Raw genomic sequence first — 18,014 nt, forward strand, 5'->3', positions numbered from 1 at the left:
CTCGCGGGGATAAATACCATGGCGTAGTACGGTTATGCCATCGCCCACGACCCGGACGCCGACTCCAATCTCTCCCCTCCACGGTGACGGCCCATGAGCAACGACACCGGCACACGGACGGGCGAAGCGCCGCTCGAATCCATCGACTGGGACGGGCTCGACGGCACCGGACGGACGATTCCGTGGCGGCTCGTCGCCTTCGTCGTCGGACTCGCCGGTCTGGTGTTGCTCTATCGCTACACGAGTTCGCACCACGTCGGTATCATCTACTGGTGGGAGCCGACGAAGTTGACGTGGCTGTTCCGGGTGAGCCTGCTCGTGCTCGTCTGTTTCGCCGTTCCACCCGTGCTCCGGAACGCCGCGAAAAATCGACGGTACTGGCGACGGTTCCGAACCAACAGGGTGGCCGTCATCAGTCTCGCGTATCTGGTCGTCTTCGTCCTCCTCGCGCTGGTCGGCCCGGCGTTGATGGGACGGCCGCGACCCCACATCCACGCGGCCCGTCAGCCACCCCTCCTCTTCAGTGCCAAAGAGGGTATGGTCACGTCCAACTGCATCGGTCACACCGTCGGGGGGTACTGTCAGGGGTCGCTGACCTACCCGCTCGGAACGAGCGCGCTGGGACAGGACATGGTTGCGCTCGTCGTCTCGGGAATGCACGTGAGTCTTCAAGTCGCCGTCATCACCGCCGTGTTCATGATACCGCTGGCGACGGCGGTCGGTCTCGTCGCGGGCTACAGCGGTGGGGCCATCGATACGGTTCTCATGCGGTACGTGGACGTCCAACAGTCCGTTCCGGCGTTCGTCGTCTACCTCATCCTCGTCTTCCTCACCGGGCCGAGTCTCTTCGCGTTCGTCGTGGTGTTCGGCCTGTTGAACTGGGGGAACGTCGCTCGCCTCGTCCGAAGCGAAGTCATCCAACGTCGAGAGGAACAGTACATCGAAGCGGCGAGAAGCGCGGGGGTGAGTCGGCTGACCATCCTTCGAAAACACCTCCTCCCGAACGTTTCGAACACGGTCCTCATCGGGACAACCCAGAAGATTCCACAGCTCGTCCTCCTCGAAACGGCGCTCACGTTCATCGAAATCGGGGACATCGGTCGGTGGATGCCCTCGTTCGGCGAGACGATATCGGTCGGTCTCAACGCGCACAGTTACACGGAACCGATGCAGGTCTGGTGGATATGGACGGTTCCTGTCGTCGTGCTCGTCGCCACCGTCGTCGCACTGAGCATCGTCGGCGACGCGCTCCGCGACGCGTTCGACCCGCGAGGTGACGTGTAGATGGCCCCGCTCCTCTCGGTGGACGACCTTCGGGTGACGTTCGACACCGACCGCGGCATCGTTCGGGCGCTCGACGGCGTTTCGTTCGAGGTGAATCGCGGCGAGACGGTCTGTCTCGTCGGCGAGAGCGGGTCCGGGAAGACCGTCGCGTGCGAATCGCTGACGCGACTCGTCCCGACGCCACCGGCGCGACTCTCCGGGACGGTGACGTTCGACGGGCACGACCTGTCGTCGGCCGAGAACGGAACGCTGAGCTCGATTCGGGGCGACCGCATCGCGTACGTCTTCCAGAACCCGCAAGACGCGCTCGACCCGGTGTATACGGTTGGAAGCCAACTCGTGGAGGCCATTCGACTCCATCGAGACGTTCCGAAAAAGCGCGCACGGCGGCGTGCGGTCGAACTCCTCGATAGGGTCGGCATCCCGAACCCCGCGGAACGGTTCGACGAGTATCCCCACGAGTTCTCGGGCGGGATGAAACAGCGGGTCGTCATCGCCATGGCGCTGGCGTGCGACCCCGACCTGCTCGTCGCCGACGAACCGACGACGGCGCTCGACGTGACGACTCAATCCGGGATTCTCCACCTGCTCCAGACGCTGCAGGCAGAGCGAGATATGGCGGTCCTGTTCGTCACCCACGACCTCGGCGTCGTCGCCCAAATCGCCGACCGCGTGGTCGTGCTGTACGCCGGGAAGGTGATGGAGCGCGGGAACGTCTTCGACATCTTCGACCGACCGGCCCACCCCTACACCGGTGCACTACTCGATAGCGTCCCGCGGCGAGGGGCGACGCCCGAACCCATCGGCGGGTCGCTTCCCGACCCGACCGACCCGCCAGCGGGATGTCGATTCCACCCCCGGTGTCCGCACGCGACGGACGACTGCCGGACGGGCGACCAACCGCCCGTGCACGCCGTGGACGGAAGCGACCACGACGTCTCGTGCGTCTACTACGACGACGACCACGACGCGAGCGAACTCGCAGAAGCGGACGGATTGGCGGCGGACGACGACGAATCGACACCGCGAACCGAGCCGACGGCACCGCGAGGTGACGAACGATGAGACAAGAGAACGCGACCGAACGCGAACCGAACGCGAGCGAAGAATCCCTCCTCACCGTTCGCGGATTGAAAAAACACTACCCCGTCACCTCGGGGCTGTTGAGCCGCGAAACGGGGCGCGTGCGTGCGGTCGACGGCATCGATTTCGAACTCCGCCGCGGGGAGACGCTCGGACTGGTCGGCGAATCCGGCTGTGGCAAATCGACCGTCGCCCGGACCGTCGTCTCGCTCGAAGCGCCGACGGAGGGTCGGATACGATTCCGAGAGCGCTCGGTCGCGTCGCTGTCCAAGCGCGAGACGAAACGATACCGGCGGCGGGTACAGATGGTGTTCCAGAATCCGGCCTCGAGTTTCGACCCGCGGATGACAATCGGCGAGTCCATCGCGGAACCGATGGTCACCCACGGACTCACCGACGACGAGCGGTTGGAGGAGCGGATTACGACGTTGCTGGAACTCGTCGGCCTCGCCGAGGCGAAGCGGGAGCGCTACCCGCACGAACTGTCCGGCGGCGAAAAACAACGGGCGGCGCTGGCGCGGGCGCTGGCGCTGAATCCCGACCTGCTCGTGTTGGACGAACCCGTCTCGGCGCTGGACGTGTCCGTGCAGGCGGAAATCCTCGCGCTCATCGAGGAATTACAGGACGCCTTCGACCTCTCGATTCTGCTCATCAGCCACGACATGAGCGTCGTCCACCAACTCTGTGACCGCGTGGTGGTCATGTACCTCGGCGAAGCCGTCGAAGCCGGACGAACCGAATCCCTGTTCGCGGACCCCAAACACCCCTACACGAGGGCGCTGCTCGACACGGTTCCGCGGCCCGACCCCCACCACAGGAACGAGATGGTCGAGTTGACCGGCGACGTGCCCGACCCGGCGTCACCGCCGTCGGGGTGTCGGTTCCACACCCGCTGTCCGAAGGTGGTTCCACCGGAAGGGTGGTCGCTCACGCAATCGACGTGGAACGCGGTGTTCTCGTTGCGCGTCGCGCTCAGGGACCGCGATTTCGGGCTCGCATCCGTCCGCGAGCGGGTAGCCGACGGGAGCGGCGACGATGGAACGAAGACCGTTTCGGAGACCGACCTCCGGTCCGAAATCCGGCGCGAGTACGGGATTCCCTCGACGCTCGACCAGCAGGACGCGGAGGAAACGGTCTCGAACGCCATCGGAGCGGCGATAGACGGAAACGCCGATGCCGCGGCGGAACTGCTCGGAGAGCGGTTCCCGACGGTGTGCGAGACGGAGCACCCGGAACGGAGGAGCGTGGACGGCCGGGACGTCGGGTGCCACCTGTACGGGGGAGGCGACGACGAGGCGAGTTCCGAATCGGACGGGAAGTGCTGACACACCTCAGCTATCTTCATGGCGGTTCGACGTCTCCAATCGGCCAGAGAATGCCTATCGAGTTGAACGGGTCACGAACGACCGCTCGCGTGATGGTCGAGGACGAGCGCCTCGTCGAATCAGGCTGTCTAAACCAGATTCAGGAGCTCATCGACCACCCCGCGTTCACCGAACCGGTGCGGATAATGCCGGACACCCACTGGGGCGCGGGCGCACCCATCGGGTTCACGATGCCGCTCCCGGACCGCGTGGTGCCGAACATCGTCGGCGTCGATGTCGGATGCGGAATGTGCGCGACGAACCTCGGCGACGACCTCCCGCTCGCGCACGCGGAGCGCGAGCGGCGGGTCCGCGACGTCGTTCCGATGGGCCGCGAGGTCCACGACTACGACGACGCACCGCACCTCGTGAACGAATTTCCCTTCGAACGGGCGAACGAAGCTTTCGAGCGGTTCGACGCCGCGTACCGGGAGCGATTCGGTCGGGACATCGACCCCATCCCGTTCGACTTCGACGGCTACGGCGAGTCGTACTTCAAGTCCCTCTGTGAGCGCGTCCTTTCGGGGCAACGACAGGGGATGGGCTACGTCATCAAGAGCGCCGGGACGCTCGGCGGCGGCAACCACTTCGTGGAGTTCGCCCGCGGGCGCGAGTCGGGAGACTACTGGCTCGTCATCCACAGCGGGTCGCGCTACCTCGGCAAAGCCGTCGCCGAGTACTGGCAAGGGCGCGCCTCGGACTACCGCGCGGCCGACCAAATCCGGGACGCGATTCCGGACGGCTACGAGGAGTTCCTCGAGTTCGACCCGGAAACCACCGGCGACGGCGAGCTGTTCACGTGGGTCACGGGCGGCATGGGCGAATCGCACATCCGAGCGGAGCGCGTCCGAGAAGCCTTCGACGGCGGCGACATCGAGGACGCCTTCGACGCGCTCTCGGGGTCGACCCTCCGCCCCGACGAAGAGCGGAACGACGACCTCGATTGGCTGGACGGGCGGGAGGCACACGGCTACTACGTGGACATGCTGTTCGCCCAGCAGTACGCCCGCTGGAACCGCGAACTGATGAGCGACGCCATCTGCGGCGCGCTCAACGTCGAAGCCGTCGAGCGGTTCCAATCGACGCACAACTACATCGACTTCCGCGACATGACGATTCGGAAGGGCGCGACGCCCGCCCGCGAGGGCCAGCGACTCGTCGTCCCGTTCAACATGGCCGACGGCTCCATCATCGCTCGCGGAAAGGGCAACGAGGAGTACCACTCGACGGCCCCGCACGGCGCGGGCCGAACGATGAGTCGCGGCGACGCCTTCGAGACGATTTCGATGGACGAGTTCGGCGAAGCGATGGACGGCATCTACTCCGAGTCCGTCGTCGAGTCGGTGCGCGACGAAGCGCCGATGGCGTACAAACCGGCGGACGCGATTCGAGAGGCGATCAAGCCGACCGCTGACGTTGTGGAGCGGTTGGACGTGGTGCACAATCTGAAAGCGAAGTAGCGCCGAGAAATCGGCTACTTCACCGGAAGTCCAATCACGATAAAACGAAGTAATTCGTAAGCTACTCACGAGAGAGACGTTGAAGCGTTTGCAAGGATTTCGGCCCCGGACACGCGGGGTTCCGACCGAGTAAGGTTACAGTATACGTCTTCACCGCTCTCTGCCTTCGTCTGGCCGTTGCGGTCCTAATCACCACTACAGAAACGAGAGTGGTAGTCCCAACATCACGCGAGGGATATTCGACACCACCGCCTCAGCGTCTTAAATACCCTGAATCCCACAAATACAGAAGCGTGAATACAGTGAAGAATACGATAACCATGACCGGCCTCGGCACGGTTCCCGGTTCAGGACTCTTCTCGAAGGGAATAACTGCAACAGTTGCGATAAGCAACGAAATAAATAGGGCCACTATATTCTTCAAAAACGCTTGAGTCCAACTCGTGCTCTCACTCACATTTTTATGTAGTTGAGTGGCGATATAAAACAATCATGTCTCCATGATTTTCATCACTGGTATGCCGATTGTTACACTGACAGCTATCGACGGCGGTATCGACAGCCGAAAATAGAACACAAAAGCAAAGAAAATATTCTGTGTAATCGGTAGGGTGATGTTCCTCGCCGTCCTACGTTCATTCAACATGGCCGCCGAATCGACGCCGATTCCGGACGACGAACGGAACATCAAAGACTACGTGAACCAACGGCTATTCGACGGCGGTTTCGGCACGCTCGCCGACCACGTGGCGCGAAAAGCGGCGCTCAGCGACGCGCGGCGGTATTCGGTTCTCTTTCTCCTCTACGAGCGCGAGGAGCTCTCGCGGAAGACGCTCGCGGACGCCATCGACGACGGGAGTTTCGACCTGACTCACCACATGGGCGAACTGATAGATACGGGTCTCGTCTCCCGAACCGGTGCCCCGGAGGGTGCGGACGGCCGCCAGACGTTCTACAAAATTACGAATCTCGGCCGACGGGAAATAGAAGCGGATTACGAGAACATCACCGGCCGCTCGCCGTGAACCCCCACCGCGGTCGGTAGCGGGTCGTCTCCTATCCCGTCGGTTCGAACACGGGCGCTGGCATGCCGTCCAGTTCGACGGTATCCACGAACTCGACGGACGCGCCGATTTCGACGCCTTCGTCGCTCCGGATTCGGCCCATGAGCTTCGTCTCTCCGAGGTCGATGACGGAAACCTGATACGGCCCCTCGAATCCCACCGGCGGGACGGTTATCGTCGTCTCGCTGTGGACGGTGCCGGTGGTCGGCAGGGGGCAGGTATCGAGGATTCTGTCGCCACAATCGATGCAAGCGCGTTTGGGCGTCGCGGTGACGTGCCCGCAGGACCGGCATTCGAGTCCGACGAGTTCGCCGTCTTCGAGACGGTCCCGCCAGTCGGCGTAGGTCAGCGGCCCCGATTCCGACGTTCGGTCCCCGCTCATGCTCGTGCCTCCAGAACGGTGACGACGGTCGTCGCGGCGTCGCCGCCGAGGTTGTGCGCGACTGCAGTTTGTGCGTCATCGACCTGCCGGTCGGTGGCGTCGCCGCGGAGCTGTTCGGTCAGCTCCACGAGTTGGGCCGTCCCCGTCGCACCGATGGGGTGGCCCTTCGCCTTGAGGCCGCCGCTCGGGTTGACGGGCATCTCGCCGTCGATGTACGTCTCTCCGTCGGCCGCCGCACGCCCGCCGGTTCCGTCCTCGAAGAGACCGAGCGCCTCGATGGCCAGCACCTCTGCCCCGGTGAAGCAGTCGTGGACCTCGGCGACGTCCACGTCGTTCGCGGTGATTCCGGCCTGTTCGTAGGCTTCTGTGGCCGCATCGCGGGCCGCCCGGGTTTCGGGGAGCGACGCCTTGTCCGCGAGCGGCACCGCGTCGGTTCGGTGTCCGACGCCGGTCACGGAAACGGGTTCACCGGCGAAGCTGTCTGCGAGGTCGTCCGAGACGACGAGGACCGCCGATGCGCCGTCGGAGAACGGACAGCAGTCCATCAGGTGGAACGGGTCCGCGATGATGGGGGTTTCGAGCACCGACTCGACGTCGGTGTCGCGGCCGAAATGCGCCTTCGGGTTGGACTGGCCGTGGTGGTGGTTCTTGACGGCGACTTCGGCGAGTTGCTCCTCCGTCGTGCCGTACTCGTGCATGTGTCGCTTCGTCAGGAGCGCGAACACGCCGGGGAACGTCAACCCGGTCGGTTGTTCGTACCGGCGGTGGGACGCGCCCGCGAAGATGCGCGTCATCTCGCCGGTCCCGAGTCCCGTCTCGGGGGTACAGCGCTCGACGCCGCCGACCAAGGCGACGTCGTGGACGCCGGATTCGACCGCCTGCACGGCGTGTTTGAACGCGTTCGAGGAAGTCGCACAGGCGTCCTCGAACCGCTGGCAGGGGATTCCCTGCAACCCGATGTGGGTCGACAGCTTCGGCGCGAGGTGGGTGTCGGATTCGGTTTGGCCGCCCAGCGCGTTGCCGAGGTAGAGGGCGTCGATTTCGTCGCCAGCGATGCCCGCGTCGTCCATCGACGCGAACGCGGCGTCCGCGAACAGTTCCTCCAGCGGTTGGTCGTGCGGGCCGAACGAAGTCATTCCGCCCCCGACGATGGTAGCTCGTGTCACTACGCTCACCTCTCTCGGGGAGTGTCAATAATCCACCGCCCGCCGTCGGGCGACGAACGCGAAACCGAAGCCGGTCAGCTCTCCCCTTCATCGCCGGTCAACCGCGCGAGCGTCTCGGCCGACACCCCGGCCTCCCGGAGGACGGATTCGGTGTGTTCGCCGTGATTCGGAAGCCGGGTCGGAACCGATCGCTCGTCGGATTCGAAGGCCGGGAAGCCGATTCGCGGCGGAGCGTCGTCCGAATCGACGACCATCCCGCGTTCGTGCGCCTGTTCGTGGTCGAAGGCTTCGGTCACGGTGTGGACGCCGCCGACGGCCGTGTCCACGTCGTCCAACTCGACGAGCCAGTCGGTCATCGTCCGCTCTACGAAAGTGTCCCGGAGGGTGTCGCGGACGGCGGCCCGAACCGCCGGGTCGTCGCTCAGATGCTCGTCTATCAGTTCGGGGTGGTCGATGGCGGTACAGAGCGCTGTCCAGAACTTCGGTTCGAGCGCGGCGACCGTGAGGTACCGGTCGTCGGCGGTGCGGTAGACGTCGTAGCAGGGGAACTCGCCCGTCAGCATCGTCTCCCCCGGGCGGGGCGTCTCCCCGGCGAACGCGCTCCCGGAGAACACCTGCGCGAACGACAGCATCACGTCGGTCATGGCGATGTCGAGATGCGTGCCGCTCGCCCCGCGTTCCCGGGAGAGCAGCGCGCTCACGATTCCGAAGGCCGCGAACAGGCCGCTCGCCATGTCCACCATCGGGTAGCCCGGAATCGCCGGTTTCGAGTCCTCGTTCGGGCGCGTCATGTCGAGGAGGCCCGTGAGTCCGGCGTAGTTCAGGTCGTGGCCCGCTCGGTCCGTGTTCGGTCCCGTCTGGCCGTAGCCCGAAAGCGAGACGTAGACGAGTTCCTCGTTGTATTCGGTCAGTGTCTCGTAGTCGATACCCAACCGCTCCGCGACGCCGGGACGGAACGTCTCGAAGACGACGTCCGCCGCCTCGACCAGTTCGTAGAACGCCTCGCGTCCGGCGTCGTCCGAGAGGTCGAGGGTGACGCTTTGTTTGCCGCGGTTCACCGTCTCGAATATCTCCCCGAAGCCGCTCTCGCCGATGGGTTCCATCGACCGGGCGTAGTCGCCGCGGCCCGGTTCCTCGATTTTGACCACCGTCGCGCCGAGGTCGGCGAGGAGTTGCGTCGCGTACGGCCCGGGCAGGAGTCTGGAGCAGTCGAGGACGAACAGGTCGTCGAGTCGCATACGGGGGGAAGGCGGGGAGACGGTAAATCGTTCGGGGAAACGGTGATAGTCTCAAGAGAGGGAGAGTTCGGGGAGGGAACCACCGACATAAATATCAATTAGAAATGTTTTTGTGAGATAATTGAGCGGTGATGAATATGAATCTCCACACGACGAACCTCGGGAAACGCTACACCGAGGAGGTTTGGGGAATCCGGGATATCGACCTCGAACTGGACGAGGGAATCCACGGACTCCTCGGACCGAATGGGGCCGGGAAGTCGACCCTGATGAGCATTCTGACGACGGTGATGAAGCCGACGACTGGAACCGCATACTGGAACGGGACGGATATCATCGAATCCCCCGACGCGGTTCGGCCGGTACTCGGCTATCTCCCGCAGGATTTCGGCGTGTATCCCGATTTGACGCTCGCGGAGTTCCTCGAATACATCGCGGCGTTGCGCGGTCTCGACGGCGAGACCGCGAGTGCACGAATCGAAGAACTCATCAGCCTCGTGAATCTGGTCGACGTCCGAACGCGGAAGCTCAAGACGTTCTCCGGAGGCATGCGCCAACGAGCGGGCATCGCACAAGCGTTGCTCAACGACCCCGACCTGCTCGTCGTCGACGAACCGACGGTAGGGTTGGACCCCGAGGAACGCGTCCGGCTTCGAAGCGCACTGTCGAACACGGCGACGGATAGAGTCGTAATCCTCTCGACGCACATCGTTCCGGACGTCGAAGCGACGGCGAACAAGATTGCACTTCTCGATAACGGTCGGTTGATAACCCACTCAAGCGTTGAGGAGCTCATCAGCCGCGTCGAGGGGAAGGTCTACGAGTGTGTCGTCCCGAGCGAGACGGTAGACGAAATTCGAGAGCGGTATCAGGTGTGTAGCACACTCCAGTGTTCGGACGGCGTCTCGATCCGTCTCATCGCCGAAACGCCACCGACGGACGGCGGGAAGAAGGTATCACCGACGCTCGAAGACGCCTATCTCGAAACCATCGACCGGGACGGTGCGGTCTGAGATGTCACGCCCGGCCGGAGTAAAAACGAAAGTGCGACGAGCGTACCACGTCGCACGGGCCGACTTCCGTCAGCGTACCCGGTCACGCAAGCTGGTGGTCGTACTCGCTGTTATCGCGTACATCGGCTACCTCGTCAACGTGGGGCAGATAAAACTCGCCTATCAAATCACCGACGGCGAGACGGTGGTCGCCGCGTACCACGGGGAATCGACGGCGGCGTACATCGGCTTGAAGGCAGGATTGACCGGAGCGGCGGTCCTCCTGTTAGGTGGCTTTTACCTGATGAAGAACGCGCTCGAACGCGACCGGACGTTCGACATCGCACCGTTGGTTGCGAGTGCGCCCGTCTCTGACCGGACGTACCTGCTCGGCAAGTGGCTCAGCAACGTCGCACTCGGCTGCGTTATCGTCGTAACGCTCGGCGTCTCGACGGTCGTCAATCACGCGGTTTCGGGTATCGGACCGACGAAACCGGTTCCATTGTTGCTCCCGTTGGTCGTCCTCGCACTCCCCGTCGGTGCCCTCGTGGGTGCGGTGGCACTGCTGTTCGAGACGGTCGAGACGCTGGACGGAACGCTCGGGAACGTCGGCTACTTCCTGCTCGTACCGATGGTACTGGCAACAACCCTGTCCTCGGTAAACGGCAGACTTCCCGCGAAGATTCCAGCGTGGACGAAAGGAATCGACGTGATGGGGTATCTCACGGTGTATCAGTTGACGTCGAACGCGCTCGTCCGACGAGTATCCATGTACGACGGTGGGTTACCGTCCGTCGGAATGCTCGAAGCACAACGAACGTTCTACTGGAGCGGCGGAGCGTGGCCACGGTGGGTACTCCCTCAGCGTGTCGGTGTCGTCGCTACCGCGGTCGTCATCGTACTCGTCTCGGCGGTGTCGTTCGACCGCTTCGGTTCGAACGGGTCCGACCGGTCGCCACGATTCCGGGTACCATCGCTCCGATTCGGCTTGCTCTCGCGGGTCGGGGTGCCGTCGATACGTCGCGGCGTTCGGACCCGCCTTCCCACGTTACCGACGGTTGGTCGAAGCGGGGACGCAAAAACGGAGCGCACTACACGGCAGGGGTTCGACCCGGCACTGACACCGGTTACGAACCGCGATGCGGGCGGATTCGGACGACTCGTCGTGATGGAACTCCGGCTTGCACTCCGCGGACACCCGTGGTGGTGGTACGTCGGCGGAGTCGCGCTCGTCGCCGCACCGTTGTCCCTCCTCACGACCGGGGCCTCGACCGCCACGGTCGAAACGTTCCGACGAACGGTTCTTCCTTTCGCCTTCGTCTGGCCGCTCTTCGTTTGGTCGGCGATAGGCGTCCGAACAGTTCACCACCGACTGACCGCCCTCGTGCTCTCGTCGAGGTATCCGATACGGCAACTCGTCGCGGAGTGGGTCGCGGGCGTTGTGCTAGCGATGGCGCTCGGAAGCGGCGCAGTGGTGTTGTTCGCCGTTACCGGTCAGACGGGGATACTGCTCGGGTACGCGAGCGCGGTCTTGTTTGCCCCGTCGCTGGCGGTCGCAGCGGGCATTTGGAGTCGTTCCTCGACGCTGTTCGAACTCTCCTATCTGCTTCTGTGGTACGTCGGCGTGCTCAACGGTGCGCCGCCGATCGATTTCGTCGGAACGACAGCCGAAAGCGTCGACATGGGTGTTCCGCTCGTGTTCATCGGTCTCGGCATTGCGCTGTTCGGGACCGCGTTGGTCCGTCGAAAGCGGGAAGTCGAATAGCACGGGCATATCACCCGAACCCAACCTTCCGCAACCGGACTGTTGAAAGGAGTCGCATGACAACTAGTTCCATGGCCGTTTCGGGAACTATCGACGCACACGTCCACCTGATGCCGCCGCGACTGATGGCGGCGATTCGGAAATCGCTGTCGGCGGAGGCGGGGTGGACCTTCGACCACCCGACCGAGCGCGAGGCGATGGAGGCCGAGTTGCGTGCGGCGGGCATCGAACGGTACATCGCGCTTCCCTACGCGCACAAACCGGACATGGCGGCGGAGTTGAACGAGTGGGTTTTGGCCGCGGCTGAGGACTCGGCGATGGCGGTTCCGTTCGCCACGGTGCACGGCGACGACGACGTTGCGGCGGTCGTGCGAGCGGCGTTCGAGGCGGGTGCGCGCGGGTTGAAGTTCCAGTGTCCGGTACAGGAGTGCGGTCCGGCCGACCCGCGACTCGACCCGGCGTTCGAGTTGGCCGCCGAGTACGACCGCCCAATCGTGTTCCACGCGGGGACCGCTCCGATGTTCGAATCGAGTCCCCACGTCGGGGCGGACCAGTTCGAGCAGTTCGTCGAATCGTACCCCGAGGTGCGCGCCTGTGCGGCCCACATGGGGACGTTCGAGGCGGATGCGTTCATGGGATTCGCGCGGGAGCACGAGCAGGTGTTTTTGGACACGACGATGGCGCTCTCGCCGCGGTCGGCGGACGTGTTGGGGTTCGACCCGTCGGAAATCGGGGACGACGAGTTGGCGGCCCTCTCCGAGTCGGTCATGTTCGGTACGGACTTTCCGAACGTTCCCTACCCCTACGAAGCGGAGCGACGAGGGTTGATAGAGCGCGAGTTATCGGAAGCCGTGTACGCGGACCTCTTCCGTCGAACCGCGGAGCGGTTTTTGGGCGAGCGATAGCGAACACCCCATTTAGACGTTATTTTCAGCCGGAATAGACGCGAACGCGAGATGGTCGTCGATTCGGACGACGAAAACACTATGGTAATCCGTTCGAGAGGAGTGGTGTATGAACCCCGAGCACGCGGCCCGCGAGGCGCTCGACAGAATCGGGGATGGAGGAGAGCCGTTTTCGACGCGAGAGTTTGCGACGGAACTGGGTTGTCGGCCGGACGTCGCCGTGACGAACCTCGAAGGGTTCGCCGAGCGAGGCGTCGTGAAGGAGAAAGAGCTCCCGTCCGGAAACCGGGTGTGGTGGCGCGACGGCGACCTCGAACGAAACGGCGACTCGCAGTTTCACTCGTTGGTCGAGGAGGTAGAGGAGTACGCCATCTTCATGCTCGACCCGGAGGGACACATCGTCACGTGGAACAAGGGTGCGGAGAAGATCAAAGGATACACCGCCGACGAGATAATCGGCGAACACTTCTCGAAGTTCTACACCGAAGCCGACGCGGAGGCGGGAATTCCGGAGCACCACCGCGAAATCGCGGTCGAACGGGGGCGCACCGAGTACGAGGGGTACCGCGTCCGGAAGGACGGCACGCGGTTCTGGGCCAACGTCGTCATCACGGCCCTGTGGACCGACGACGGGGAACTCAGAGGGTTCACCAAAGTCACTCGGGACATGACCGAACGGCGGGCGGCGAAACAGCGGGTCAAGGAGGAGCGCGATTTAATCGAGCAGGCGCTCGAAACCGTCCCGGTCGGCATCGCCGTCGTTTCGTCGGACGGTACGTTCGTCCGGACGAACTCCCGCCTCACCGACCGGCTCGGCATCGAGGAGTCGAAGCTGGACCGGTACACGGTGCGGTCGTGGAACCTCTACGACGAGGACGACGAGTCGATTCCACCCGACGACCGCCCGTTTGCACGGGTCGCCGAAACCGGCGACCCCGTCGTCGATTTTCGGTGCCAGTTCCACCTCGAGGGGGAAGGTCGTCGGTGGCTCTCTATCAACGTCGCCCCCATCGACGACGGGGACGAAATCGACCGTCTGGTGTACGCCATCGACGACATCACCGAGCAGAAAGAACGGACCGACCAACTCCTCCGCGAGCGAAACCAGACCGAACGACTGTTGGAAACGTCGCCGGTCGGAATTTACGTACAGGATTCGGACGGGGAGATACTGCTCGCGAACCGACGAGCGCAGGAACTCCTCGGCCGGTCCGAGGAGGAATTCCAGGAAAAGTCGGACGACGCCGACGAGTGGCGGACCCTCGACGCGAACGGAAAGCCGCTCGCCGACGGGGAGTCGCCCGCAGAGCGCGTCCGCGCGACCGGCGAGACGGTGTACGACGAGGAGATCGCCATCGAAAAACCGGACGGCGAACGCCTGTGGCTGTCCATCAGCGCCGGTCCAGTGTACGGGCCCGACGGGGAGCTGGAACGGGTCATCTCCACCGGTGAAGACATCACCGACCTCAAGCAGCGAGAGCACGAACTCGAACGCCGACGGAGCGAACTCGAAACCGAGTTAAGCGAGATTCTCGGCCGCGTTTCGGACGCCTTCTTCGCGCTCGACGACGACTGGCGATTTACGCACGTCAACGACCGTGCGGAGGATATTCTCCCGGAGTCCAGCGAAGCGGTGCTCGAGCGGCGTTTTTGGGACGTCTTGCCCACCGCCACCGAGACGGACATGTGGGAGGAGTTTCACACCGCGATGGACACCCAGGAGCCGACCAACTTCGAACTCAACGACGAACGGCTCGGCATCTGGATCGAGATGAACGCGTACCCGTCTGAAACGGGTCTCTCGGTCTATTTTCACGACATCACCGACCGCAAGGAGCGCGAACGTCGATTGGAGCAGTTCGCAAGCATCGTCTCACACGACCTTCGAAACCCGCTCTCTATCGCGCAGATGTACCTGGCGGAGGCCGAGATGAACGGGCGGGAGAGCGATTTCGAGGAGGTGAAACGCGCACACGACCGGATGGAACGAATCATCCGCAACCTGTTGCGGATGGCACAGAACAAGGAGACGGCCATCGAACCGAACGACGTCTCCCTTTCGAGCGTCGTGGAGCGGGCGTGGAAGCACGTCAAAACGTTCGACGCGACGCTCTCGGTGGAGAGTGCGATGCCGACCGTGCTGGCCGACGAGGACCGACTTCGGACGGTGTTCGAGAACCTGTTTCGAAACGCGGTCGAACACGGCGGCGAGGACGTCGCGGTGCGCGTCGGGGCGCTCTCCGACGGGTTCTTCGTGGAAGACGACGGGCGGGGAATCCCTCCCGACGAACGTTCCGAGGTGTTCGACTACGGGCACACCTCGGGGAACGGAACGGGGTACGGACTCACCATCGTCACCGAGTGCGTGGAAGACCACGGCTGGGAGATAGACGTTACCGAATCGTCGAGCGGCGGTGCGCGGTTCGAAATCCGGGGGGTCACGGAGGGGAGCACGCGGACACAGCTTCGGTGATCGATTCGGACGACGCGTCCCGCGACTCGTTGTCCCGATGCTACCGGCAGTCGTCGGGGTGAGAAATCGAGACATGGGGGGACGGCGAACTGAGTCACTTATCCGTCGGGAGCGGATTCGTTTAGGTATGGTCTCCGGAATCCACGTCCAACTCGCGGTGAGCGACGCGGACGGGTGTCCCGTTTCGTCGATCAGCGAGGAGTTCGAAATCGAATCCCTCAGCGTGGCCCAACACGCTACCCGAACGGCGACCGAAGTCGTCGGGGAGCTGACGGTGGATCGGTCCGACGACGCCGGAACGGAACCGGAGGCGGCCGAGGAGGTCTTCGTCGACGAGACGAAATCGGTGTACCGGTACACGCACGACAACGAGTGTCCGTGCCAGCGCGTGCCGAGTCACGGGTGTCCCGTCCGCACCCTCAGGGCCGACTCCGGCCGACTCATCGTCTCGTTCATCGCGCCCGACCTCGAAACGCTCCGGGGCGTCGTCACCGACTTGCGGTCGTGTTGCGAGGGCGTCACGGTGAACCGACTCACGCGCTCGGCGGCCACCGACGAGCGGTCGTTGCTGTTCGTGGACCGCACGGCGTTTACCGACCGCCAGTACGAGGCACTGGAAACGGCCCACGAGATGGGATACTTCGACTCGCCGAAGGGCACAACCGCCGAGGAGGTCGCCACCGAAATCGGAATCTCCGTGGCGACGTTCCTCGAACACCTCTCGGTCGCACAGACGAAACTGCTCGACCAGATTCTCTCGACGTGACGACGGTCGGGAGTGAATCGCCGGTCGTCGAAATCCACGAATCGACCGAATGAGGGATGGAATCGAGGGGCACGGAGCTTGTTCACACGAGCCTTGGTATCAAATAACATTAGTTTAAATAAACCCGAGTATGGTAGTGAAAGGTCGTATGCGGAACCCGGACCGACAATCGTGGTGACGCAATGTCTCAATCAGTCTATCACGAAATCGGCGGACGAAGCGCGGTCGAAGCTGTCGTCACGGATTTCTACGACCGAGTGCTGTCCGACGAGCAGTTGATTCCGTACTTCGAGGGGATGGACATGGAGGAACTGCGCGCCCACCAGATTCAGTTCATCAGCTCGGTCGCCGGTGGTCCGGTCGAGTACACGGGTGGCGACATGCGCGAAGCCCACGCGCACCTCGACCTCGACGAATCCGATTTCGATGCCGTCGGCGAGCATCTCGAAACCGCGCTCCGAACGAACGGCGTGGACGACGAGAACGTCGAAGGCATCATGAGCGAAGTCGTCGCGCTCAAGGACCCGATTCTCAACCGATAAGCGCCGCTTTCGACACGCGAATCGGCGTTCTAATACCCGAATCGAGGTGTGGCGGGGGACGGGCGGGCGACGACCGGACGGTAACGGGACGACCGGATCGACGAAACTGCCGTAATCCATCCGTTTATCCGGGTGAACCCTCTCCGACTAGATATGAGTGGAGATTCGTTTTCGCGCCACCGGACCGCGGAGGGTCCGGCGTACGGAACGGGGACGCGGTGGTCGCGGAGTGAGTAGCGACCGCGACACCCGAACGGTCGTTCTCAGCCTCATCGCGGGCGTCTTCTTCGGCGGCGTCGGCGGCGGCGTCGCATTTCCGACGCTCCCCCGTCTCGGCACCCTGCTCGGTTTCTCGGCGCTGACCGTCGGAATCATCCTCGCCATCAACCGCTTCACCCGGATGCTGTTGAACACGCCCGCGGGGACGATTCTCGACCGATTCGGAACGCGGCGGCCGATGCTCGTCGGCTTCACGCTCCAAGGACTCGCGCCGTTCGGCTACGTGCTCGGACTGACGGACGCGTGGACGGACGGACTCGCGGGAACCGTCCCCGTGACGGCGACCGCCGTGAGCGCCACGACGTTCGCCGGGTCGCGCGTGCTGTGGGGAATCGGGTCCGCGTTCGTGTTCGTCGGCGCGTTCAGCACGGTGACGAAAGTGACGACGCCCGAGAACCGGGGCAAGTGGACGGGCTACTTGCGCGGCGGCCAGAGTCTCGGTTTTCCCGCCGGACTGGTCGTCGGCGGACTCGTGGCCAACCTCTACGGCTTCACCCCGGCGTTCCTCGTGGCTGGGTTCGCGGGATTGTTCGCGGCGCTCGTCGCGTTCTTCGTCCTGCCGGATTTGAACCCGACCGTCGAGACCGACACCGGACTCCGAGAGATTCCGGGCATCGTCGCCTCGGACGTCCGCATCCTCTCCGTTGGTCTCGTGAACTTCGTCGTCCGGTTTCTCTTCGCGGGGGTGCTCCTCTCGACGGTCGTGGAGTACGCGGCGGTCGTCGGCATCCGCATCGGATTCCTCGATGCGACCGGAATCAGCGGCGTCGTCATGGCCGTCAGCGTGCTGTTTTCCAGCGGGACGACGCTCGTGGCGGGACCGGCGTCCGACCGCGTTTCGAACCGGGCGTTCGTCTCGATTCCGTCGCTCGGCTTTCTGGCCGTCGGGTTCGGTCTCCTCGCGCTGGTTCCCTCGCTCGTGGGAACGTTCGTCGGTGTGGCGGCCATCGGAATCGGCGTCGAGGGGGTGAACATTCCGCTCCTCGCGTACCTCGGCGACATCAGCCCGGAGAACGACGTGGGGAAACTCGGCGGCGTGTACAACGTCTTCGGCGACTTCGGCTCCACGGTCGGCCCGCTCGTCGCCCTCCCGTTCGCGGTACGGTTCAGCTACACGACGGAGTATCTGGGTTGCGTGCTGTTGGTGATTCTGACTGGAATTCTCGCCGCGCTCACGTTGCTCGGCGAGGACGACCACGAACGGCCCATCGTCGTTCCGAGCGACGACTGAGGACGGGTTCTTCGTGTGGT

16 protein-coding genes are annotated in these 18,014 nt (G+C 63.8%); 13 read left to right on the forward strand and 3 right to left on the reverse strand.

Annotated elements, in window-relative coordinates:
- The first annotated feature begins 93 nt into the window (after positions 1-93).
- The 6 genes from V5735_RS21725 (at position 94) to V5735_RS21750 (ending at position 6,216) form a co-directional block, all read left to right on the forward strand.
- Positions 94-1,284 (forward strand): ABC transporter permease, encoded by a 1,191-nt coding sequence (locus tag V5735_RS21725; RefSeq protein WP_423746742.1) that lies wholly within the window; start codon positions 94-96, stop codon positions 1,282-1,284.
- Complete coding sequence (locus V5735_RS21730; RefSeq protein ID WP_423746743.1) at positions 1,285-2,349, forward strand: ABC transporter ATP-binding protein; 1,065 nt, start codon at positions 1,285-1,287, stop codon at positions 2,347-2,349.
- On the forward strand, positions 2,346-3,692 hold the full coding sequence (locus V5735_RS21735; RefSeq protein WP_423746744.1) for an ABC transporter ATP-binding protein: 1,347 nt from the start codon (positions 2,346-2,348) through the stop codon (positions 3,690-3,692). Before V5735_RS21730 ends, V5735_RS21735 begins: the two co-directional genes overlap by 4 nt.
- Positions 3,693-3,742: 50 nt before the next feature.
- Positions 3,743-5,191: an RtcB family protein gene (locus tag V5735_RS21740; RefSeq protein WP_423746745.1), complete on the forward strand. Its 1,449-nt coding sequence runs from the start codon at positions 3,743-3,745 to the stop codon at positions 5,189-5,191.
- Positions 5,192-5,493: 302 nt separating this feature from the next.
- The gene (locus V5735_RS21745; RefSeq protein ID WP_423746746.1) at positions 5,494-5,625 is read left to right on the forward strand and encodes a hypothetical protein; all 132 of its coding nucleotides are present in this window, start codon (positions 5,494-5,496) and stop codon (positions 5,623-5,625) included.
- 180 nt (positions 5,626-5,805) lie between these two features.
- Positions 5,806-6,216, forward strand: a complete 411-nt coding sequence (locus V5735_RS21750; protein WP_423746747.1) for a hypothetical protein — start codon at positions 5,806-5,808, stop codon at positions 6,214-6,216.
- Between the two features lie 31 nt (positions 6,217-6,247).
- On the opposite strand, the gene V5735_RS21755 is transcribed toward V5735_RS21750, so the two are convergent.
- From V5735_RS21755 to V5735_RS21765, 3 genes are all read right to left on the reverse strand, one after another.
- Positions 6,248-6,637, reverse strand: a complete 390-nt coding sequence (locus V5735_RS21755; RefSeq protein ID WP_423746748.1) for a Zn-ribbon domain-containing OB-fold protein — start codon at positions 6,635-6,637, stop codon at positions 6,248-6,250.
- Positions 6,634-7,773 (reverse strand): thiolase C-terminal domain-containing protein, encoded by a 1,140-nt coding sequence (locus tag V5735_RS21760; RefSeq protein WP_423746749.1) that lies wholly within the window; start codon positions 7,771-7,773, stop codon positions 6,634-6,636. Before V5735_RS21760 ends, V5735_RS21755 begins: the two co-directional genes overlap by 4 nt.
- A 104-nt stretch (positions 7,774-7,877) precedes the next feature.
- Positions 7,878-9,041, reverse strand: a complete 1,164-nt coding sequence (locus tag V5735_RS21765; protein ID WP_423746750.1) for a CaiB/BaiF CoA transferase family protein — start codon at positions 9,039-9,041, stop codon at positions 7,878-7,880.
- 137 nt (positions 9,042-9,178) lie between these two features.
- Between V5735_RS21765 and V5735_RS21770 the strand changes: the two genes are divergently transcribed.
- The 7 genes from V5735_RS21770 to V5735_RS21800 all read left to right on the forward strand — a co-directional run bounded on the left by V5735_RS21770 (position 9,179) and on the right by V5735_RS21800 (position 17,994).
- Positions 9,179-10,054, forward strand: a complete 876-nt coding sequence (locus tag V5735_RS21770; RefSeq protein ID WP_423746751.1) for an ABC transporter ATP-binding protein — start codon at positions 9,179-9,181, stop codon at positions 10,052-10,054.
- A 31-nt stretch (positions 10,055-10,085) separates the two neighbouring features.
- Positions 10,086-11,798: a hypothetical protein gene (locus tag V5735_RS21775; protein WP_423746752.1), complete on the forward strand. Its 1,713-nt coding sequence runs from the start codon at positions 10,086-10,088 to the stop codon at positions 11,796-11,798.
- Positions 11,799-11,869: 71 nt separating this feature from the next.
- Positions 11,870-12,703 (forward strand): amidohydrolase family protein, encoded by an 834-nt coding sequence (locus V5735_RS21780; RefSeq protein WP_423747226.1) that lies wholly within the window; start codon positions 11,870-11,872, stop codon positions 12,701-12,703.
- 109 nt (positions 12,704-12,812) lie between these two features.
- Complete coding sequence (locus tag V5735_RS21785) at positions 12,813-15,176, forward strand: PAS domain S-box protein (protein WP_423746753.1); 2,364 nt, start codon at positions 12,813-12,815, stop codon at positions 15,174-15,176.
- 127 nt (positions 15,177-15,303) lie between these two features.
- A complete protein-coding gene (locus V5735_RS21790; RefSeq protein WP_007981106.1) occupies positions 15,304-15,942 on the forward strand; it encodes a helix-turn-helix domain-containing protein in 639 nt (212 codons plus the stop codon).
- A gap of 182 nt (positions 15,943-16,124) precedes the next feature.
- On the forward strand, positions 16,125-16,484 hold the full coding sequence (locus tag V5735_RS21795; protein WP_423746754.1) for a group I truncated hemoglobin: 360 nt from the start codon (positions 16,125-16,127) through the stop codon (positions 16,482-16,484).
- 229 nt (positions 16,485-16,713) lie between these two features.
- Entirely contained in the window at positions 16,714-17,994 is a 1,281-nt protein-coding gene (locus tag V5735_RS21800; protein WP_423746755.1) for an MFS transporter, read from the forward strand.
- Positions 17,995-18,014: the final 20 nt, after the last annotated feature.

Source organism: Haladaptatus sp. SPP-AMP-3, from assembly GCF_049568665.1.
GTDB classification, from domain to species: Archaea; Halobacteriota; Halobacteria; order Halobacteriales; family Haladaptataceae; genus Haladaptatus; species Haladaptatus paucihalophilus.